We start from the raw sequence: 17,403 nt of genomic DNA, 5'->3' as shown, positions 1-17,403 counted from the left end.
GTCAGACGCAGAATACGAACGGATGGACGAGAGCGACTCTGTCGCCGTCGTGCAGTTCGGTGTCGAACCCGTCGAGCAGTTCGTTGAACTCGCCGTTGACGAGGACGCGGGCGTACGCGCGAGTACGCTCGCCCTCGGGGTTCCGCTCCCATCGACCCGGGAGCGTCTCGGGCGCAGTCGCCCACCCGCCCGTCCGCTCTTCAGACTCGGTCCGCGCCAGCAGCAGTTCCTCGCCGCCGAACGCCTCGAAGAAGGCGTCGAGGAACGCCCGAAGCGTCGTCCCCTCGAAACTGAACTCGAACGTGTGCCGGCCGAGTTCGCGGCGGACGTTACCGGTCGCCCGCACCTCGACTGTCGTCGTCTGTTCCTGCCGGGCGTGCGTTCCCATGTTCGAACGATGGCTCGTTCGGGGGATAGAAACTGCTCCGAACATGTTCGCTCGTGCCGTCTGCGGCGGCATCGAGTGGTCAAATCGCGTCAGGAAGCGTCGTCGACGCCGAACGAGCGAGCGGAAAAAATGAACTCCGCAGCGGTCGATTACGACCGGTCGCCCGCCGCGGCCGCCTCCGCGGACGTCGGCACGCCGTCGGGCACGGAGAGGTCCGCACCGTTCGACGGGTCGTCGCCCTGGTAGTCGCCGTGCATCATCCGACCGCCGGTGCCGTTACACGACACGAGGCGGGGGACCGGGTGGTCGTACCTGCTCCCGGACTTGATGTACGTCTCGAACTGCAGGTTCTCGTACGTCGGTTCGTTGAAGAACGCCCAGGCACTCCGCGCCGGGCCGTGGTCCTCGTACGGGTTCGCCGCGACGCAGTCCACGCAGGTCGAACCGTCGGTTCCGAGGCGGTACGCGGTGTGCGCGAACTTCTCGGTGTAGAGGTTCTCGAAGTGGATGTCGCCGCCGCGCCCGGCGTGGTCCTCGTTTCGGTGCGCCGGGTTACCACTGTTCGAACAGTAGTACGGTTGGTACCAGTCCGTGGTGAATCCGTTCTTGAACGTCGCGTCGCCCGCGTGGTCGATGCTGTTGAAGACGAACGAGTGTCCACCGTTGTCGTTGCGTCCGCTACTGGTCGTCCCGCCGGTGTAGTAGCCGTCGAGGACGAACTCCTCCCCCTCGGGAACCATCGTGGCGAACATGCCGCCGCCGGCGCCCGTCTGGTCCGCGTTGCCCGCGATGCCGACGTTCTCCCACCGGCCCCCGGAGTCGAGGACGAACCGGACCGAACCGCCGTTCGGGACGACGAGCGTGTTCGAGAGGTCGTCCTGAGAACTCCGGAACAGTCGGCTCTCGCCGCTCTGGAGTCGAATGACGTCGTTCGAGTCCGCCCGCGCCGTCCGTGCGAGTCCGGTCGTCGCGACTACCGCGCCGACGCCCTGCAGGAATCGCCGTCGACCGACCGAACGCGAAGACGCCTTTCCCGCCGTCTGCGATTTATCGTCTGTACTGTCAATTTCGTTTCCGTCACGTGCCATTTAGACTATATACCCAATTCTGCCGTTTCGAGGTGCAGCGAGCCCCCTCACAGCGTCCGGTTGGATAAGGTTATATTAAATTAAGATTGCGGTATTAGTTGAGAAACACAAACCAGATACCATTTCATCCGTTAGAGAATTTCGAAAGATTGTGTTTTAGTTGAATTTCGTATAGTAGTTTTTGAATGTCTGTGTCTCCTGTGTGACCGCATAATATGAACGTAGAGTTATGATTCTATCTCACGAAAATAGTCAGAGCGTTGAATGTCGGATCCTCGACTTCCACCCGTCGTTCACACTCGCCGAATCTGCCCCCGCCGGGTCCGTCGGCCGCGGGGTCCTGCGAGAACCGCGGGTTCCGGCGCCCCGCGCAGGTACGGAATCAGGGCGGGACGATGACCGCCCGACCCTCTATCTCCCCGTGTTCGAGGCGTTCGGCGACAGTGTTGATGTCGTCGAGGTCGTACCGGGAGGTCCGGAGTTCCACGTCGCCGCGTTCGACGAGAGCAACGAGTTCCTGCAACTCCGTGTACCGACCGACGAGCGTTCCCTTGTAGGAGAACTCGCCGTTCACGAGCGACTGGGACGGTTCGTGGACGTGCCCGCCGTAGCCGACGACGTGGTGGTCGCCGCCCGACGCGACGATGTCCGGCGCGAGACTCGTCGTGGCGTCCGCGCCGACGAAGTCGATGACCTGTTGTGCGCCGGTACCGTCGGTCAGCGCCTCGATTTCGGCCGGAACGTCGTCCGCGGACGGGTCGATTGTGTGCGCCGCGCCGAGTTCTTCGGCGAGTTCGCGCGCCTCCGCCTTCACGTCGAGTGCGGTGATGTCGACGGCACTCATCGCGTCGAGACACTGTAGACCGATGTGGCCGAGGCCGCCGACGCCGACGACGACGGCGTGGTCGCCGGGGTTGAGTTCGCCAACCGCCTTCTTCACGGCGTGGTATGCGGTGATGCCGGCGTCGGCGTGCGGCGCGATGTCGGCGGGGGAGACGTCGCCCGGCAACGGTATCGTCGCGCGTTCGGAGGTGAGGAGGTACTCGGCGAACCCGCCGTCCGTCGTCAGGCCGGGGAACGACAGTTCCTCGCAGTACATGTCGTTGCCGAGGCGGCACGCCCGGCAGACGCCGCAGGTCATCACGGGGTGACAGATGACCTGGTCGCCCTCCTCGACGGTGGTCACCTCCTCGCCGACGTCGACCACCGTGCCGGCGTTCTCGTGACCGAGCGTCATCGGGAGCGTCTGTTCCACGTAGTCCGTCCACATCCCCTCGATGATGTGATTGTCCGTCTGGCACCAGCCCGCCCCCTCGACTTCGACCACAACGCCGTCGGAGCGAGTTACCTCCGGCCGTTCCACCTCGTCTATCGTCAGCGCTTCGCTCATGTCGTCCGTGTACTCGTGCAGTCTCGCGGCTTGCATACGGCTGTGTAGTATTGTATCAGCCATTAATCATAGGACTGCGGACATTTGTTGAGTGTTCACGTGGGTGATGCGTTCCGCGGTCCGTACTCTGAGTAGGGCTTCACGCCACGACGGGTGGTCCGACGCAGTAGACCAGAAATCCTCGGCCATCGACGGAGAGCACCGGCCGTCCTTCCGCGACGCGCGGAGTTCGTCGGGGCGAGACCTGCTCTCGGCGTCGCCACGTTCGGGAATCGGTTCGAAAGTGCGTCGAATATCCAATCGTATGGTGAAAATTTAAGTTCGCGTGCCGAATGTGCGAGGTATGAACGAGGCCATTGCTGCCATACGTGACGACTTTCCCGTCCTGAGTCGGTCGGTCGGTGACGAACCGTTGGTCTACCTCGACAACGCCGCGACGACGCAGACGCCGAAGCAGGTGTACGACGTGTTCGAGGAGTTCTACGGCACGTACAACGCGAACGTCCACCGCGGGATTCACACGCTGAGCCACGAGGCGTCCGTCGCATACGAGGAGGCGCACGACAGACTCGCCGCGTTCGTCGGCGCTTCCGGCGGCCGCGAGGAGATGGTCTTCACGAAGAACACGACGGAGGGCATCAACCTCGTCGCCTACGGCGTCGGCCTGAACGAACTCGGCCCCGGCGACAACGTCGTCACGACGGAGATGGAGCACCACGCGTCGCTCGTGACGTGGCAACAGGTCGCAAAGCGGACCGGCGCGGAGATTCGGTACGTCCGCGTCGACGACGACGGTCAACTCGACATGGACCACGCGGCGGACCTGATAGACGACGACACGAAACTCCTCTCGGTCGTCCACGTCTCGAACGTCCTCGGGACGGTCAACCCCGTCGCGGAGTTGGCCGAGATGGCGCACGAACGGGACGCCCTCGTGTTCGTGGACGGCGCGCAGGCGGTGCCGAACCGACGCGTGGACGTCGAAGCCATCGACGCCGACTTCTACGCGTTCTCGGGGCACAAGATGGCCGGTCCGACCGGAATCGGCTGTCTGTACGGGAAGAAGCACCTGCTGGAGGAGATGGAACCGTTCCTCTACGGCGGCGAGATGATTCGACACGTCACCTACGAGGACTCGACGTGGAACCGCCCGCCGTGGAAGTTCGAGGCCGGAACGCCGCCCATCGCCGAGGGAATCGCCCTCGCCGCGGCGGCGGACTATCTGGAGGAAGTGGGGATGGACTTCGTCGAAGAACGCGAGAACGAACTCGCGCAGTACGCCCTCGAACGCCTCGGCGAACGCGAGGACGTGGAGGTGTACGGCCCGCCGGCCGGCGAACCCCGGTCGGGTCTCGTCGCGTTCAACCTCGACGGTATCCACGGCCACGACCTGTCGGCGCTCCTCGACGAACGCGGCATCGCCGTCCGCGCCGGCGACCACTGTACCCAGCCGCTCCACGACAGACTCGACATCCCCGGTTCGGTCCGGGCGTCGTTCTACGTCTACAACACGAAGGCGGAGATAGACGCGTTGCTCGACGCCGTCGACGCCGCGCGCGACGAACTCGACTCGCATCTCGACTCGCAGTACCACGACCTGGTGTACGACCACTACCGCACGCCCCGGAACGCGGGCGGCCTCGCGAACCCGACGTTCACGAAGCACTCCGAGGAGACCGCCTGCGGCGACGACGGCGAGTTCCACGTCGAGGTTGACGACGACGGCACCCTCGTCGAAATCGCGTTCGAGAGCGAGAGCTGTGCGGTCAGTAGTGCCGTCGCGAGCATCCTGAGCGAACGACTCGAGGGCATGTCGCTGGACGCCGTCGCCGAACTCGACGGTTACGTGGACGAACTCCTCGAGGGAACCTACCCCGACGTGCGCCGCGACTGCGTCCTCGGCCCCGAGGAGGTCATCCGCGAGGCGGCGCGCGAACAGGTCGGCGGGGCAGGGGCCGGCGAGCGATAGGCGGACCTCACACGCTCACTCCTCGTCGGGGAGTTCGGCGTGGTCTTCGATTCGACGACTGACGTCGAGGCGGTAGTTCTTCAGGATGTCTCGGCCGAGGAGCAGACGGTGGGTCATGTGGCTCCGGTCCTCGATGTTCGCCGCGACCGTGTGTTGGTCGCCGCCGATACCGAGGACGAGGTCGACGACCGGTCGCGTCTTCGACTGCTTCGAACTTCCGGACCGAACGCGCGAGACGGTGTGAATCGGCCCGGCACCGATGTCCGCCGCCAGTTGGAGGTCGATGCTCGTTCTGGCGGCGCCGGAGTCGGACTTGGCGACGACGGTCTTCGTCCCACTCGTTCCGCTGATGACGACCTGTTCGGTGAAGCCGATGGTGACAGCCTCGTCGGACTCCACCGTGACGGACGTCGGCTTGCACGCCGGCACCGAGTCGTCGAGCGTGGACGCCAACTGCTCGACGCGGTCCGGGTCAACCGACCCGCCGGCGTACTCGATGGCCTGCTTCGCGATGTACGGTGCGGGACTGCGACCCGTCGCCCGGTACAGGCCCTTGAACCCGGCCGTGGGGTTCGCCTCCAGTATGTACCACCCGTCTTCGCCCTCGATGAGGTCCACCCCGGCGTAGTCGAGACCGAGCGTCGCCGCCGCCCGTCGGGCGAGTTCGAACGCCTCCTCGGGCGCGGAGTTCGTCGCGTCCTCGACGCCACCCCCGCGCGCGACGTTCGTCCGCCAGTCGCCTTCGAACGCCGTCCGGTACATCGCCCCGACGACCCGGTCGTCGACGACGTACACCCGGAGGTCACGGGGTGTCTCCCCCCGCCGTCCGACGAGTTCCTGGATGAACGCACGACGTTTGCCGACCCGAGGAGTGAGCGGGTCTTTCGTCCCGACTTTCCACGCGCCGCCACCGTGCGTCCCGATTGCGGTCTTGTAGACGGCTTCCTCGGCGAACTCGCGCCGAATCCGGTCGAGTTGGTCGCTGCTGAGCGCCAGCGCGGTCCGCGGAACGGGGAGCCCCTCGTTTATCAGCGCGACGGCCGCGGCGGTCTTGTGGGCGGCCCGAGACGTCGCGTCGGGCGTGTTCAGCATCGGCCGAATCCCTTCGAGCGTTCGCGCCAGTCCCACCTCTTCGGACGGGTTGTCCGTGTTCGAGAGGAGCAGTCGGTTGGCGATGACGTCCACGTCCGGCGACAGCGTCGCTTCCCCCGTCTCGAACCGGACGACCGTGTTCTCCGACCGTAGCCACTCCGTGTCGTGTCCAAGCGCCTCGACGGCGTTTATGATAGCCTTCGTCTCCTTGCTGTTGTGGAGACTCAACACCCCCACTCGGACCGGTGTGTCGCTCATCCGTTCCCCCCGCTGCGATTCCAGCCGAATTCTATTTCTTTAATCATGTTAGTTCTGAGATAGTGTTTCTCCTACCGGATGAAAAACTGCCAGTGTGATTTCCACCGGTCTGGAAACGGTCGCAGGTCGCACCTCCAGCGAAGACGCGTCTGTACCGAGAGATTGCGCTCACGTGAGATTTCTCGGTCGTGGGGTCGCATCCCTTCGCTCCGAACGATAGGACACTCGGCGACTGGCGCGCCCGGGCGCGGACATCGACACGATGACGGACGTACGAGTGCAACTGCAGCGTGTGATTCGCCGCTGTCCGGACCACGGCCACTTCGATGAGGCGACGTGTCCAGACTGTGATGACGAGGGAGACGCCGTACTCGAGGCAAACCGCCGCGTCAGACTCTCCAAGTTCGTCAGCGGTGCACTGCGTCACTTCCCCGACGACGCCGGACTCTCGCTGGACGACGCGGGCTGGGTCGCCTTCGACTCGCTCGTCGAGGCGGTCGGAAGTCGGTATCCGTGGGCCGACGCGGAACACGTCGAAGCCGTCGTCGCGACCGATTCGAAGGGTCGATTCGAGCGTCGGGACGGTCGAATACGCGCGGCCTACGGCCACTCCGTCGACGTCGAACTCGAATCGACGACCACGTCGGTACCGGACTGCCTCTACCACGGGACTTCGCCGCGAAACCTCGACGCCATCCTCGACGACGGAGTGAAACCGATGGGTCGGCAGGCCGTCCACCTCTCGGAGACTCGCGAGGAAGCCCGAAACGTCGGCAGCAGACACGCCGACGACCCCGTCGTCCTCTCGGTGGACGCACGTTCGATGCGCGAGGACGGCTTCGAGATAGACAAACGTGGGGCCGGGACGTACACGGTCCGCCGCGTTCCACCCTCGTATCTCGAAGTCGCGGAGCGGTGACGAGTCGAGCGTTCGTCCGTCGTGATTCGGTGGCTATTCGGTCGGCCGTCGAGTACGGCGTCACGTGACGGACCTTCGCGCACACCACGTCGGAACGACCGTCTCGAATCTCGACCGTGCCGTGGAGTTCTACCGCGACGTACTCGGACTCTCGGTTCTCGACCGCTTCACCGTCTCGGGAGAACAGTTCTCGACGGCAGTCGGTGTCGACGGCGCGACCGGTCGGTTCGCGCACCTCGATGCCGACGGCATCCGCGTCGAACTCGTCGAGTACGACCCCGAACGCGAGAGCCGAGAGGAAGCAGCCGTGAACCGCGTCGGTGCGAAGCATCTCGGATTGACCGTCGACGACGTCGACGGGTTCTACGAGTCGCTGCCGGACGACGTCGGGACGCTTAGCGGACCCCAGACGACGGACACCGGGAGTCGAATCCTCTTCGTTCGGGACCCCGAAGGTAACCTGATAGAGATTATCGAACCGTCGGCGTAATCGGCTGGACGAGCGAACGCTCCCACCCCGGATTTCCGTCGTTCTTCGGTCGCGGCATCGACTGGACGCAGGATTCGTGGAGTCCTCGTCGTCCCCCCCGGGTTTCCGTCGTTTCCTCGCTCCGAGAGGTGGACGGACACACCCACCCCACGTTTCCGTCGTTCTGGGACGGACGGGGGGTGGGGGGTCAGAGGCACGAAGTGCCTCCTTACTCTGCTATGCAGCTAATGGACTGTTTCACTGCCACATATTAAAAATTTGTGTTATCTGCTGTGTGGTTCGGTTCGTGTCGAGGTGTCGAGTGAGGATTTACTTGTTCGAACTGCAGGGGCCGTCGTTCGAACTGCGGGAGTCGGGTTGTGCGAACCGTCGGGCATCGAGTCGTTCGAACCGTCGGGTCGTTTCGACGAGTGGGTAGCCGTCGAGTTCGTTCGGCCGAAGGCCGAGATATTCGCACGAGTTGGTTCCGAGCGAGTAACGAGGCGTGGTCTGAATCGACTGCCTCTTCGTCGAAGGAACGACGGAAACGTGGGGTGTGGGTGTCGGGATACGCCGACGGGCGTCGCTTCCCGCCTCCACTCTCACGACCCCTCCCTTCCCGCGGAAGAACGTCGGAAACGTGGGGTGGGTGGGTTTGAGGTACGCTGGAAAAACGTGGGGTGGGTGGGTTTGAGGTACGCTGGAAGCGTGGAATTGGAACCGTGAAATCGGTGAGTAGAGGAACGACGGAAACGTGGGGGGTGCCAGTCCCTCGAGTAGACGCGACGCCGATAGACGAACGACGGATGCGACGAACTGTGACTGTCCCGTCTCGCGACTGTTCTCTCCCCCAGAACGACGGAAACGTGGGGTGTGTGGGTCGGAACGTCGGAAACTCGGTCTCAGAATCGTCGAACCCCTAACCGCCGAATTTGTTCACGAGACCGTTTCGAAGTCGGGGAAAACGTCGGAAACGTGGGGGTCCTTCGAAGGTGGTTTTATGTGCGACGAGTCTCTCCGTCTGCGCATGGAGAAAGATGGGTCACAGGACATCGCCGCGGAGATTTTCGCTCAGGAAGACCCCATCTTCAGGAACAAGTCGCTGGTAGAGGTGGAACACGTCCCGAGTCCCGAACGCATCGTCGGGCGCGACGACGAGATTCGCGCCCTCTCGACGGAACTCCGGTCGGCAGTCAACGGCGATTCGCCCGAGAACGTGATTCTCTACGGCGAGACGGGGACGGGAAAGAGCCTCGTCGCCAAACACGTCGCGAAGGCCGCCCAGTCGAACGCCGGCGACGTCCGAATCGGGACGGTCTACGTGGACTGCTCGACGGACGACACCGAGACGCAAGCCATCTCGACGATCGGGCGAACGCTGAACGACGAGGCGACGACGGACACCCGCGTTCCGGAGACCGGTCTCGCCAAGGCGGCCTACTACACCCGACTGTACGAAATCCTGGACCAACTGTACGACGTGGTCATCATCATCCTCGACGAGGCGGACATGCACCCCGACGACCAGATTCTCATGTCTCTCTCTCGGGCCGTCGAGACGGGAAAGACCGACTGCCGAATCGGCCTCATCGCCATCAGCAACAAGGTCCGGTGGGCCGAGGACCTGAACGACCGCGTGAAGTCGTCGCTGCAACCGCGCGAACTCAACTTTCACTCCTACGACGCGAACCAACTCCGCGCGATACTGAGCCATCGGCGCGACGCGTTTCGTGAGGGGGTCCTCTCCGACGACGTGATTCCGCTCTGCGCCGCGTACGCGGCCCAGGACCACGGCGACGCACGGCAGGCCATCGACGTCCTCCGGAACGCCGGCATGTTGGCCCAACGCGACGGGTCTGACGTCGTGACCCGCGACCACGTCGAGGACGCGAAGATGGAAGCCGAGAAGGACCGATTCCGCGACCTCATCGGCGGACTCACCGTCCAGAAGAAACTCGTCCTCTCGGCGGTGACGGCCCTCCACAAAGGGACCGACGAGGACGAGTTCTCGATGGCACAGATAATCGAGACGTACACCAAACTCTGCGAGGCGACGGGCACCTCCACCCGGTCGGACCGCCGCGTTCGAGACTTCGTCCGCCGTCTCGCCTTCCTCGACATCCTCGAACTCCGGAAGCAGAACCTCGGACGCGCGGGCGGCATCACCATCTACGCCCGCCTCCAACCGGATCACGACCTCGACATCGTTCACCAGACTGCGATGGACGACGAACAGTTCGTCGTCAGCGAAACGGACGCAGAGAACGCCTCACTCGACTCGTTCTGACCCCCACCCCGGGTTTCCGTCGTTTCTCGCGCGACGACGATACCGACTGCGGCGGTCACGGTTCGACGGCACTCGGCGGCGAACCTATGGTCGTCCGTCGCGACTCACGAACGTGCCCACAGTCACCGACACCTACCTGTTGAACCGCGAACGGGTCCAACCCGACGACACGAACAACTACGACTCCGCACACGGGGGGAACGTGATGAAGTGGATGGACGAGGTGGGCGCGATGTCGGCGATGCGACACGCCGGGAAGACGTGCGTGACAGCACACGTCGCCCGCCTCGACTTCGACCGGCCCATCCCGCGCGGCGAGACGTGCGTCGTGGAGGCGTACGCGTACGCCGCCGGACGGACCAGCGTCCGCGTCCGCATCCGCGCGTACCGCGAGGACCCCACGACCGGCGAACGAGAACTGACGACCCAATCGTACTTCGTCTTCGTCGCCGTCGACAAGTCGATGCGACCGACCGAGGTCCCCGAAATCGCGGTCGAGACTGACCGGGACCGAGAACTCCGCGAGGAGGCACTCGCCGACGAACCGAGTCGGTAAACGGTTTCCGACGCCGTCGCCGACCTCTCGTTTCCGATTCCGGTCGCTACCCTCGCGTTTCTATCCCACTCTCGACACCGTCGGAATCGATTTCAACTGCAAACTCTCTCTACTGTCGCACCTCTATTTGCTATCAAAACTATTTTTCTATCAAAACCGGTTTTGCTACCAGAACCAACTCCTCATTCGTCGGTATCTCCGCAATAATCGCTATCTCCGCAGTCGTCGGTATCTCCGCCCCTCTCCCGAGATAACGAGACGAGAGAGGCGGACGACGGAGTCTCGATGCCTACAGCGACATCTGGGGGTGTCTGTCGGACTCCTCGGTACCGTCGTCGGCCACGTCGACGCCGTCGCCCGAATCCCTCGACCGACTCACCGTTCGGTCGGTGTGGGAGTCGGTGGCTTCGACGGCGGCGCGAACGTGGCGCGCGGCTATCGGTTGCCGAGTTCCGGTGTCGTACGTCTCGTCGATAGCGCGTCTCGCCGCCTCGTTCGCGATGGATTCGATGTCGCTCGCGCTGAAGCCTTCCGTCAGCGTGGCGAACTCACCTAAATCGGCTTCGTCGATGTCTGTCGGTCGGTCCCGGAGGTGGTGCAACAGCATCGACAGCCTCGACTCCGCGTTCGGGAGGGGGACGGCGATCCACTCGTCGAAGCGACCCGTTCGGGTGAGTGCCTCGTCCAACTCGTCGAGTTTGTTCGTCGCGCCGATGACGACGACGTCGTCGGCCTCCAAGTCCGCCAACTCCAGCAGGAGCTGATTCTGCATCTGCCGTTCACTCTGCGTGTTGTGCGTCGCGCTCCGGTCGGTCCCGAGTGCGTCGAGTTCGTCGATGAAGACGATACTCGGCTGGTGTCTGCGGGCGACTTCGAACACCTCCGCGACGTTGTCCGCGCTCTCGCCGACGAACTTGCTCGTCACGTTTGCAGGCGTGATCCGGAGGAACGGTCGGTCGAGTTCGCCCGCGAGCGCACGGCTCACGTACGTCTTCCCCGTTCCCGGCGGGCCGTGGAGGAGTATCCCGTTTATCGTTCCGACGCCGTACTCCTCGAACAGTTCTGGGTCCCGAAGCGGGTGCAACACCGTCTGCCGCAAGCGGTCTTTCACCTCGTGCATCGCGGCGACGTCGTCGAACGTCGTATCGGGTTCGCACAGCCACTGTTCGGCCTCCCCGTGTTCGTCGTCTTCGCCGGCGGGTCGGACCGCCTCGGACATCTCGTCGGTCACGTCGTCGGGCGTCGTCGGCTGCTTCTGGTCGCCCCGCTGGAACCGAACGACGCCGCGGACGCGTCTCGGCGTCAGGTTCGCGAGGACCGTGGCGTCGGCGTGGGAGGCCCAGCCGAACTCGGTTTCGAGTGCGTCGCGCAGGTCCGCGTGGAACCCGTCCGGGAGGCTCTGGACGAACCGGCCATTTCGGCCGATGGGCGTCTGCGCCCGGTCCCAGTCCCAGTACCGATGTTCCGCCGCCCCGCGAGCGGCGTTGTTGACGAACTCGACGGCGTCGGCGGCGTGTCCGCGAAGTTTCGCCGGGTCGCAGTTCGCGGCCGCTTCCGAGCTAATCTCCTCGCCACGCGTCTCGCACGCCTCGACGAACTCCTCGACGTGTTCGACGTCGAGCACCCGTTCGAAGTGGAGCGTCGCGGCGACGTTCGCGGCGGACAACTGCCCGTCTCGGACGAGGAACCCCGCGGTGGTGACGTACTCGCGAATCTGTCCGTCGTCCGTCGTCCGGTCCCACGCGTACTGGATTCGACCGAGCGTCCGCAACGGCCGCGCGTCTCCGAGTCGGTATCCCTGCCTCACGGACCCGTCCGCGCAGAGATACGCCACGTCTTCGGTTCGCCCCCCTACTATCACGTCCGCCTGTTCGCCGACCCTCGTTAAAAAGTCGATTCTTCGTTCTCACTCGTGATACTCGACGCGCGCGAACGCATCACGGGGGCGTGTCGGCCGACAAAACCGTTCGGACGCGGCGTGCGGCGTGAGGTCGCCGTCGCGTTTCGGCTTCCGTGACGAATTTGATGGCAAAGACGGCAAAAACATCTTTGTCGTCGTTTCCATCTCGTCTCTCTCGTCGCTCTCTGCTCCGGATCACGGCCGGTCTCGTCCCGAATTCGAGCCTCTCCTGTGGTCGGCGTTCGTCGTCTCACGAGGGCAGATTCGCGTGCTGGTCCGCTGTGTCTGAGACGTAATTTAAAACACCCGGTATATACAGCCACACTCACCATCAATCGTTCCGGTCTACCTTTCGACTGCATGGCGACAACTATCACCGACGACGAGACGGGCAAACCGGTCGTGGATAGCGACGGAAACCAGGTCGGCGTCGTCTCCTCGGTCGAACACGGGACGGCCTACATCGACCCCGACCCGGGCATCACGGAGAAACTGATGGCGAAACTCGGCTGGGGCGACTCCGACGAGGAGGACTACCCCCTGCAGGAAGCGCGCGTCCAGGCCGTCACGGACGACGAGATTCGACTGCGAGACCTGTAACGACGGCCGCAGTCACCGCTATTTTCGACCGGGAGTGACCTTGCGGACGGACACGGCCCTCGCGGCGACGTTCGGGTCGGTCTCTCCTCTCATTCGTCGGCGAGGTGGGCACGGACGTCTTCCGGGTCCAGTTCCTCGACGGCCTCCAGTCCGAGAGAGACGACCAGCGGGTAGAAGTGCCGGTTCTTCTCGAAACCCTCCTGGTACTCGTACTCGTACTCGGCTTTCAGCATCGAGTACGACCGGTCTAGGTCACGACGAATCGAGTGAGGGAGATACATGTAGGTCGGTTTCTGTTCGTCTTTGACCGACAGCGTCGGTTTTTCGCTCCCGCCTGTCTCGTCTCCCTCGTCGCTCTCGCCCGTCGCGTCCGTCTCGTCCGGCTTTGTCGCCTCGTCTGACTCTGCCGTCTCGTCCGGTTTTGCCGTCTCTGCCGTCTCGTCCGTATCGTCCCCCTCGTCCGACTTGACCTTGTCACGGGCGCGTTGTCGTCGGCGTCGGAGTCGGTCGGCCCGGTCCTCACCGCTCATGCTTCGACCTCCGGTTCCTCCAGACCGAACTGGTCGTCTAGACCGGCGGCGACGTCCCGGAACACCTCGCACATGTCGCAGTCGGGGTTGTACTGGAGGAGGGAGACGCCGGCGTCGAGTGCCTTCTGGACGTCCGCGCGTTCGCGAACCTGCCACACCGGCACGTCGTCGAACGCGGCGTTGATCCACTCGACCATCTCGCGGGCCTGTTTCTTCCGCACGTCGATGCGGTTGACGACGACGCCGCAGTCCTCGATGTCTATCTCGTAGTCGTACTCCAACGCGTCCACGTGGTCGAAGAGTAGTTCGAACGCGCGCTTGGAAGTGGACTCGGCGAGAGCGGGGATGAGGACGTTCTGCGTGGCGAACAGGGCGTTGTCCATCAGGTTACCCAGGTTCGGCGGACAGTCGACGATGACGTAGTCGTAGTCGTCTTCCACCTCGCGGAGGACCAGCGCCAACTGTTCGCCGCTTCGTCGCGAGAGCGTCAGTTCCGGCTCGGCGGCCGTCATGTCGATGTTCGAGGGGATGACGTCCATCTCCTCGTGTTCCCGGACGATGTCGGTCACCGCCTCCCGCGTCTCGGGGTCCGTGAGACAGTCGAACAGCGTCGGCGGTTCGTCGTCGTACGCCTCCATCAGACCGAGGTTCTCCGTCGCGTTGCCCTGCGGGTCCAAGTCGACGAACAACACGTCGTGGCCGCGTTCGTTTATCGCGCCCGCCACGTTGATGGCGATAGTCGTCTTTCCCACCCCACCCTTCTGGTTCGAGACGCAGAGTTTTGCCGGACCACTCATACTGCACGGCTTGTCCATCAAAACTTATACTTTCCGGCAAAGGCTATTCGTATGGTTTTGCTAGTTTTGCTACCCAACTCGGCGGTCGGGTGAGGGACGACGGCGAAAGAGGAATCGATAGGAACTCGACGCATCGTTCGTGGCCGTGCGTTCTCCGCTCGGCGAAAAAAAGCGACCGCCGACGCTCATTGGCCGGGCTGGAACTCCTCGTACGGTTGGAGGACGACGAACCCGCTCTCGCCGCCGAAGTGGAGTTGGAACGTCTCTCCGCCCTCTTCCGATCCGCGCGTTTCGATAAATTCCTCGAGATTCATTGTATCACACCGAACTGCGCCGCGCGGTTCTCGGACATACAGACGTCGTCTGATTAACTGTAATAGAAAATACTGACTGATAGCGACGTGCGACTGTGCTGTTCGGTGTCCCGTCTCGACCTACTCCCTCGAACGGAGAGATGCTCGGAGTCCGGGCCGATCGAAACCCTGCCGTCTGGACGGCCGAAAGTCTCCAAACCGAGGAGTAGCGAAGGTTATTGCCCGAGAGAGCGTAATGTAATGGGTTCGTCGGACTCGATGCGTCGTCGCTTCGGGCCGGACGGAAGTGATACAGATGGAAAACGAGACGCGAGAGCGACGGCCGGACGGCGTGAGTGCAGCGGAACGAGCGTACGGACAACCCGTCGTGGTGAAGTTCCGCGACGACGTGACGATTCCCTACGAGGACGCCGTCGAGGACGTCGTCGAAAGACGCGGCATCGGTCCGTGGAGCGACGTCGAGGCGAAGTTCCCCGGCGTGAGCCTCCGGAAACTCCTTCGTGCGCTCGACTCGAAGGAGATTACTCGATTAGTTCGACGAGCGACGAAGGCCGACCCGACGTACCGTCCTCCCAACCTCCTCACGTACTTCGTGGCGGAGTGTCCGGTCGGACGCGACCCGTTGGAGTTAGCACGGGAACTCGAGGATTGGAGTACGGTCGAGACGGCTTACGTCCCGGGAGAGCCGATTCCGGCTTCCGTCACCGTTCAGTACCAGGACGACCCGTTCTTCACTGCACAGCAGTTCCTCGAAGCGGCCCCGACGGGCATCGGTGCAATCGTCCACCCCTCCGCTCGAGACACCGTCGCGACAGGCGCGTGGGCCGTCCCGGGCGGCGACGGTCAGGGGAGCACCGTTCGATTCGTCGACATCGAACACGGCTGGAAGTTCGATCACACCGATTTAAACCTCACCGAGAGCGCACTCCTTGCAGGCGAGAACGCGCCGGTGTTGAACCCCGACGACGCGACCGAACCGGCGGCCCGAGTCGAGGCGATAAACCACGGGACGGCCGTTCTCGGCGTCGTCGCCGGTCGGGACAACGACCAGGCGGTCCTCGGCGTCGTCCCGGAACTCGACTCCGTCGAAGCGATTTCGGCGAAGAACATCGCCGACATCAACGAAGACGACGCGGGTGGCCTCACCGACGCACTGCTCGTCGCCGCGAAGGAACTCCGATTCGGTGACGTTCTGCTCATCGAACTGAGTCCGTTGCTCATCGACACGAGTGAGGGCAACTACAAGCTCTCGCCGGCGGAGGCCCAACGACACAACTTCGACGCGATTCGCCTCTGTACGGCGCTGGGAATCGTCGTCGTCGAAGCGGCCGGAAACGGTATTCCCGGCGGCGACACCGGGGTCGATCTGGACACGCTCAGTTCGTTGCTGCAAATCGACGGCGAGACGCCTCTCGTCGAGGTCGAACTGAACCGAGACGCGCCGACGTTCGAGGACTCGGGCGCTATCCTAGTGGGCGCCTGTAAGGACCCCCTCTTCCCCGCGGTCAGTGGTGCGCGCGCCCGGGCGGACTTCTCCAACTACGGAAGCCGGATCGACTGCTTCGCGTGGGGGAGAGACGTGACCACGCTCGGCGTCGAAGGGGAGACTCCCGAGTCAGTGACCGACCGTGTCTTCACCGACTTTAGCGGGACCTCGTCGGCGTCGGCCATCGTCGCCGGTGCGGCGGTGTCCGTCCAGAGCATGGCCGAGGCGAACCTGGGATACCGGTTCAGCCCCCGCCATCTGCGCCAGATTCTGAGTCGACGGCCTGCGCCCGGCGCGGCCCCCGGCGAGGGGAACACGCCCTCGTTCGACCCGACGGTCGACCGCATCGGGGTCATGCCGAACCTGCAGTGGATTTCCGAGGAGGTCCTCAACACCGAACCGGACCCGTTCCTCCGGGACCACGTCGGCGACACCGGCGACCCGCACGACCATCCGACTCTCTGGCGCAGCCCAGACGTCTTCGTCCGACACGACGCCTCCGCCGACCCGCAGACGGAGTTCGGCACCGGCGAGAACGTCGACAGCGACTCGCTCGGGTCGCTGGTCGTCTCCGGGCAGGACCACTACGTCTACGTCCGCATCGACAACCGCGGACCGGTCGACGCGAGGGACGTGACCGCGACGGTGTACTACTGCGAACCGTCGACGCTCATGTGGGGCCATCTGTGGGCCGACAACGAAATCGGGACCGTCACCGTCTCGAACGTCCCCGCGGACGACGAGACGCTGACGGTGGCCGGTCCGATCGAGTGGGACGAAGCTGACCTTCCCGAGGCGGGCCACTACTGCTTCGTGGCGCTGATCGGGTCCGAGGCGGACCCCGCGCCGGAACCGACGGACTTCGATACGATGGAGAATTACAGGCGGTTCGTCAGCGAACGCAACAACGTCGCGTGGCGCAACTTCAACGTCGTCTCGAACGCGCCCGCGGCCGGGTTCTCGTTCGTCCGGTTGCCGTTCTTCATCGCCGGCGGGCGGCGCGAGAACGTACGGACGCGGTTATCGATAGACGCGGCCCTTCCCAAGGGGTCCCGCGCGTTCATCCAACTCCCCCGCGAGAACGCCGCGAAGATGGACGAACACCTCGGAGGCGCGACGGTCGAAGGTGAGGATGGAGACGTCCGAATCCCGGTGAATCCGCACGGCCGGACGACGTTCGGCGAGACGACGCTGCCAATCGGCTCTCGGGCGAGGGCGACGCTCTTGGTCGACGTCCCGAAGGAACACCGCCGCGGGTCGTTCGAGGTTTCCGCCCGCCAACTGTACGGTGACGAGGAAGTCGGACGCGTCACTTGGCGGCTAGCCCCCGAGACGAGCGCGTAACGCTCTCTCGCCCGCC

General features: G+C 64.1%; 15 protein-coding genes. 7 read left to right on the top strand and 8 right to left on the bottom strand.

The genetic code is table 11. From position 1 onward, the window contains the following. Position 1: 1 nt before the first annotated feature. The 3 genes from BM310_RS17980 to BM310_RS17970 all read right to left on the bottom strand — a co-directional run bounded on the left by BM310_RS17980 (position 2) and on the right by BM310_RS17970 (position 2,902). A complete protein-coding gene (locus tag BM310_RS17980) occupies positions 2 to 388 on the bottom strand; it encodes a MoaD/ThiS family protein (protein WP_089810366.1) in 387 nt (128 codons plus the stop codon). Positions 389 to 537: 149 nt separating this feature from the next. Then, positions 538 to 1,476: a hypothetical protein gene (locus BM310_RS17975; RefSeq protein WP_089810364.1), complete on the bottom strand. Its 939-nt coding sequence runs from the start codon at positions 1,474 to 1,476 to the stop codon at positions 538 to 540. 382 nt (positions 1,477 to 1,858) lie between these two features. Continuing rightward, complete coding sequence (locus tag BM310_RS17970; RefSeq protein WP_089810362.1) at positions 1,859 to 2,902, bottom strand: NAD(P)-dependent alcohol dehydrogenase; 1,044 nt, start codon at positions 2,900 to 2,902, stop codon at positions 1,859 to 1,861. Positions 2,903 to 3,209: 307 nt separating this feature from the next. On the opposite strand from BM310_RS17970, the gene BM310_RS17965 reads away from it, so the two are divergent. Then, positions 3,210 to 4,835, top strand: a complete 1,626-nt coding sequence (locus tag BM310_RS17965) for a SufS family cysteine desulfurase (RefSeq protein WP_089810360.1) — start codon at positions 3,210 to 3,212, stop codon at positions 4,833 to 4,835. 15 nt (positions 4,836 to 4,850) lie between these two features. Here BM310_RS17965 and BM310_RS17960 read toward each other — a convergent pair whose 3' ends face one another. Continuing rightward, a complete protein-coding gene (locus BM310_RS17960; protein WP_089810358.1) occupies positions 4,851 to 6,185 on the bottom strand; it encodes a RimK family alpha-L-glutamate ligase in 1,335 nt (444 codons plus the stop codon). A 262-nt stretch (positions 6,186 to 6,447) separates the two neighbouring features. On the opposite strand from BM310_RS17960, the gene BM310_RS17955 reads away from it, so the two are divergent. The 4 genes from BM310_RS17955 (at position 6,448) to BM310_RS17935 (ending at position 10,416) form a co-directional block, all read left to right on the top strand. Next, the gene (locus tag BM310_RS17955; RefSeq protein WP_089810356.1) at positions 6,448 to 7,104 is read left to right on the top strand and encodes an RNA 2'-phosphotransferase; all 657 of its coding nucleotides are present in this window, start codon (positions 6,448 to 6,450) and stop codon (positions 7,102 to 7,104) included. A 64-nt stretch (positions 7,105 to 7,168) separates the two neighbouring features. Further along, positions 7,169 to 7,594 (top strand): VOC family protein, encoded by a 426-nt coding sequence (locus BM310_RS17950; protein WP_089810355.1) that lies wholly within the window; start codon positions 7,169 to 7,171, stop codon positions 7,592 to 7,594. Positions 7,595 to 8,600: 1,006 nt separating this feature from the next. After that, positions 8,601 to 9,860, top strand: a complete 1,260-nt coding sequence (locus tag BM310_RS17940; protein WP_089810350.1) for a Cdc6/Cdc18 family protein — start codon at positions 8,601 to 8,603, stop codon at positions 9,858 to 9,860. Between the two features lie 112 nt (positions 9,861 to 9,972). After that, a complete protein-coding gene (locus BM310_RS17935; protein ID WP_089810348.1) occupies positions 9,973 to 10,416 on the top strand; it encodes an acyl-CoA thioesterase in 444 nt (147 codons plus the stop codon). A 289-nt stretch (positions 10,417 to 10,705) separates the two neighbouring features. On the opposite strand, the gene BM310_RS17930 is transcribed toward BM310_RS17935, so the two are convergent. Then, entirely contained in the window at positions 10,706 to 12,277 is a 1,572-nt protein-coding gene (locus BM310_RS17930) for an ATP-binding protein (protein ID WP_245778542.1), read from the bottom strand. Positions 12,278 to 12,676: 399 nt separating this feature from the next. Here BM310_RS17930 and BM310_RS17925 point away from each other — a divergent pair, with 399 nt between their 5' ends. Continuing rightward, the gene (locus BM310_RS17925) at positions 12,677 to 12,916 is read left to right on the top strand and encodes a hypothetical protein (RefSeq protein WP_089810346.1); all 240 of its coding nucleotides are present in this window, start codon (positions 12,677 to 12,679) and stop codon (positions 12,914 to 12,916) included. An 89-nt stretch (positions 12,917 to 13,005) separates the two neighbouring features. On the opposite strand, the gene BM310_RS17920 is transcribed toward BM310_RS17925, so the two are convergent. The 3 genes from BM310_RS17920 to BM310_RS21890 all read right to left on the bottom strand — a co-directional run bounded on the left by BM310_RS17920 (position 13,006) and on the right by BM310_RS21890 (position 14,557). Beyond that, positions 13,006 to 13,446, bottom strand: a complete 441-nt coding sequence (locus BM310_RS17920; RefSeq protein WP_089810344.1) for a hypothetical protein — start codon at positions 13,444 to 13,446, stop codon at positions 13,006 to 13,008. Then, positions 13,443 to 14,243 (bottom strand): ParA family protein, encoded by an 801-nt coding sequence (locus BM310_RS17915; protein ID WP_089810342.1) that lies wholly within the window; start codon positions 14,241 to 14,243, stop codon positions 13,443 to 13,445. The genes BM310_RS17920 and BM310_RS17915 overlap by 4 nt, the downstream gene beginning before the upstream one ends. Before the next feature lie 185 nt (positions 14,244 to 14,428). Continuing rightward, positions 14,429 to 14,557 carry a hypothetical protein gene (locus tag BM310_RS21890; RefSeq protein ID WP_281246525.1) on the bottom strand — a complete coding sequence of 43 codons (129 nt, stop codon included), beginning with the start codon at positions 14,555 to 14,557 and terminating at the stop codon, positions 14,429 to 14,431. 295 nt (positions 14,558 to 14,852) lie between these two features. Here BM310_RS21890 and BM310_RS17910 point away from each other — a divergent pair, with 295 nt between their 5' ends. Next, positions 14,853 to 17,387 (top strand): S8 family serine peptidase, encoded by a 2,535-nt coding sequence (locus BM310_RS17910; RefSeq protein ID WP_089810340.1) that lies wholly within the window; start codon positions 14,853 to 14,855, stop codon positions 17,385 to 17,387. Positions 17,388 to 17,403: the final 16 nt, after the last annotated feature.

It is taken from the genome of Halogeometricum rufum, from assembly GCF_900112175.1.
Taxonomy (GTDB): domain Archaea; phylum Halobacteriota; class Halobacteria; order Halobacteriales; family Haloferacaceae; genus Halogeometricum; species Halogeometricum rufum.
The sequence above is the reverse complement of the archived record's forward strand: the minus strand, read 5'-3'. Positions and strand labels throughout refer to the sequence as shown.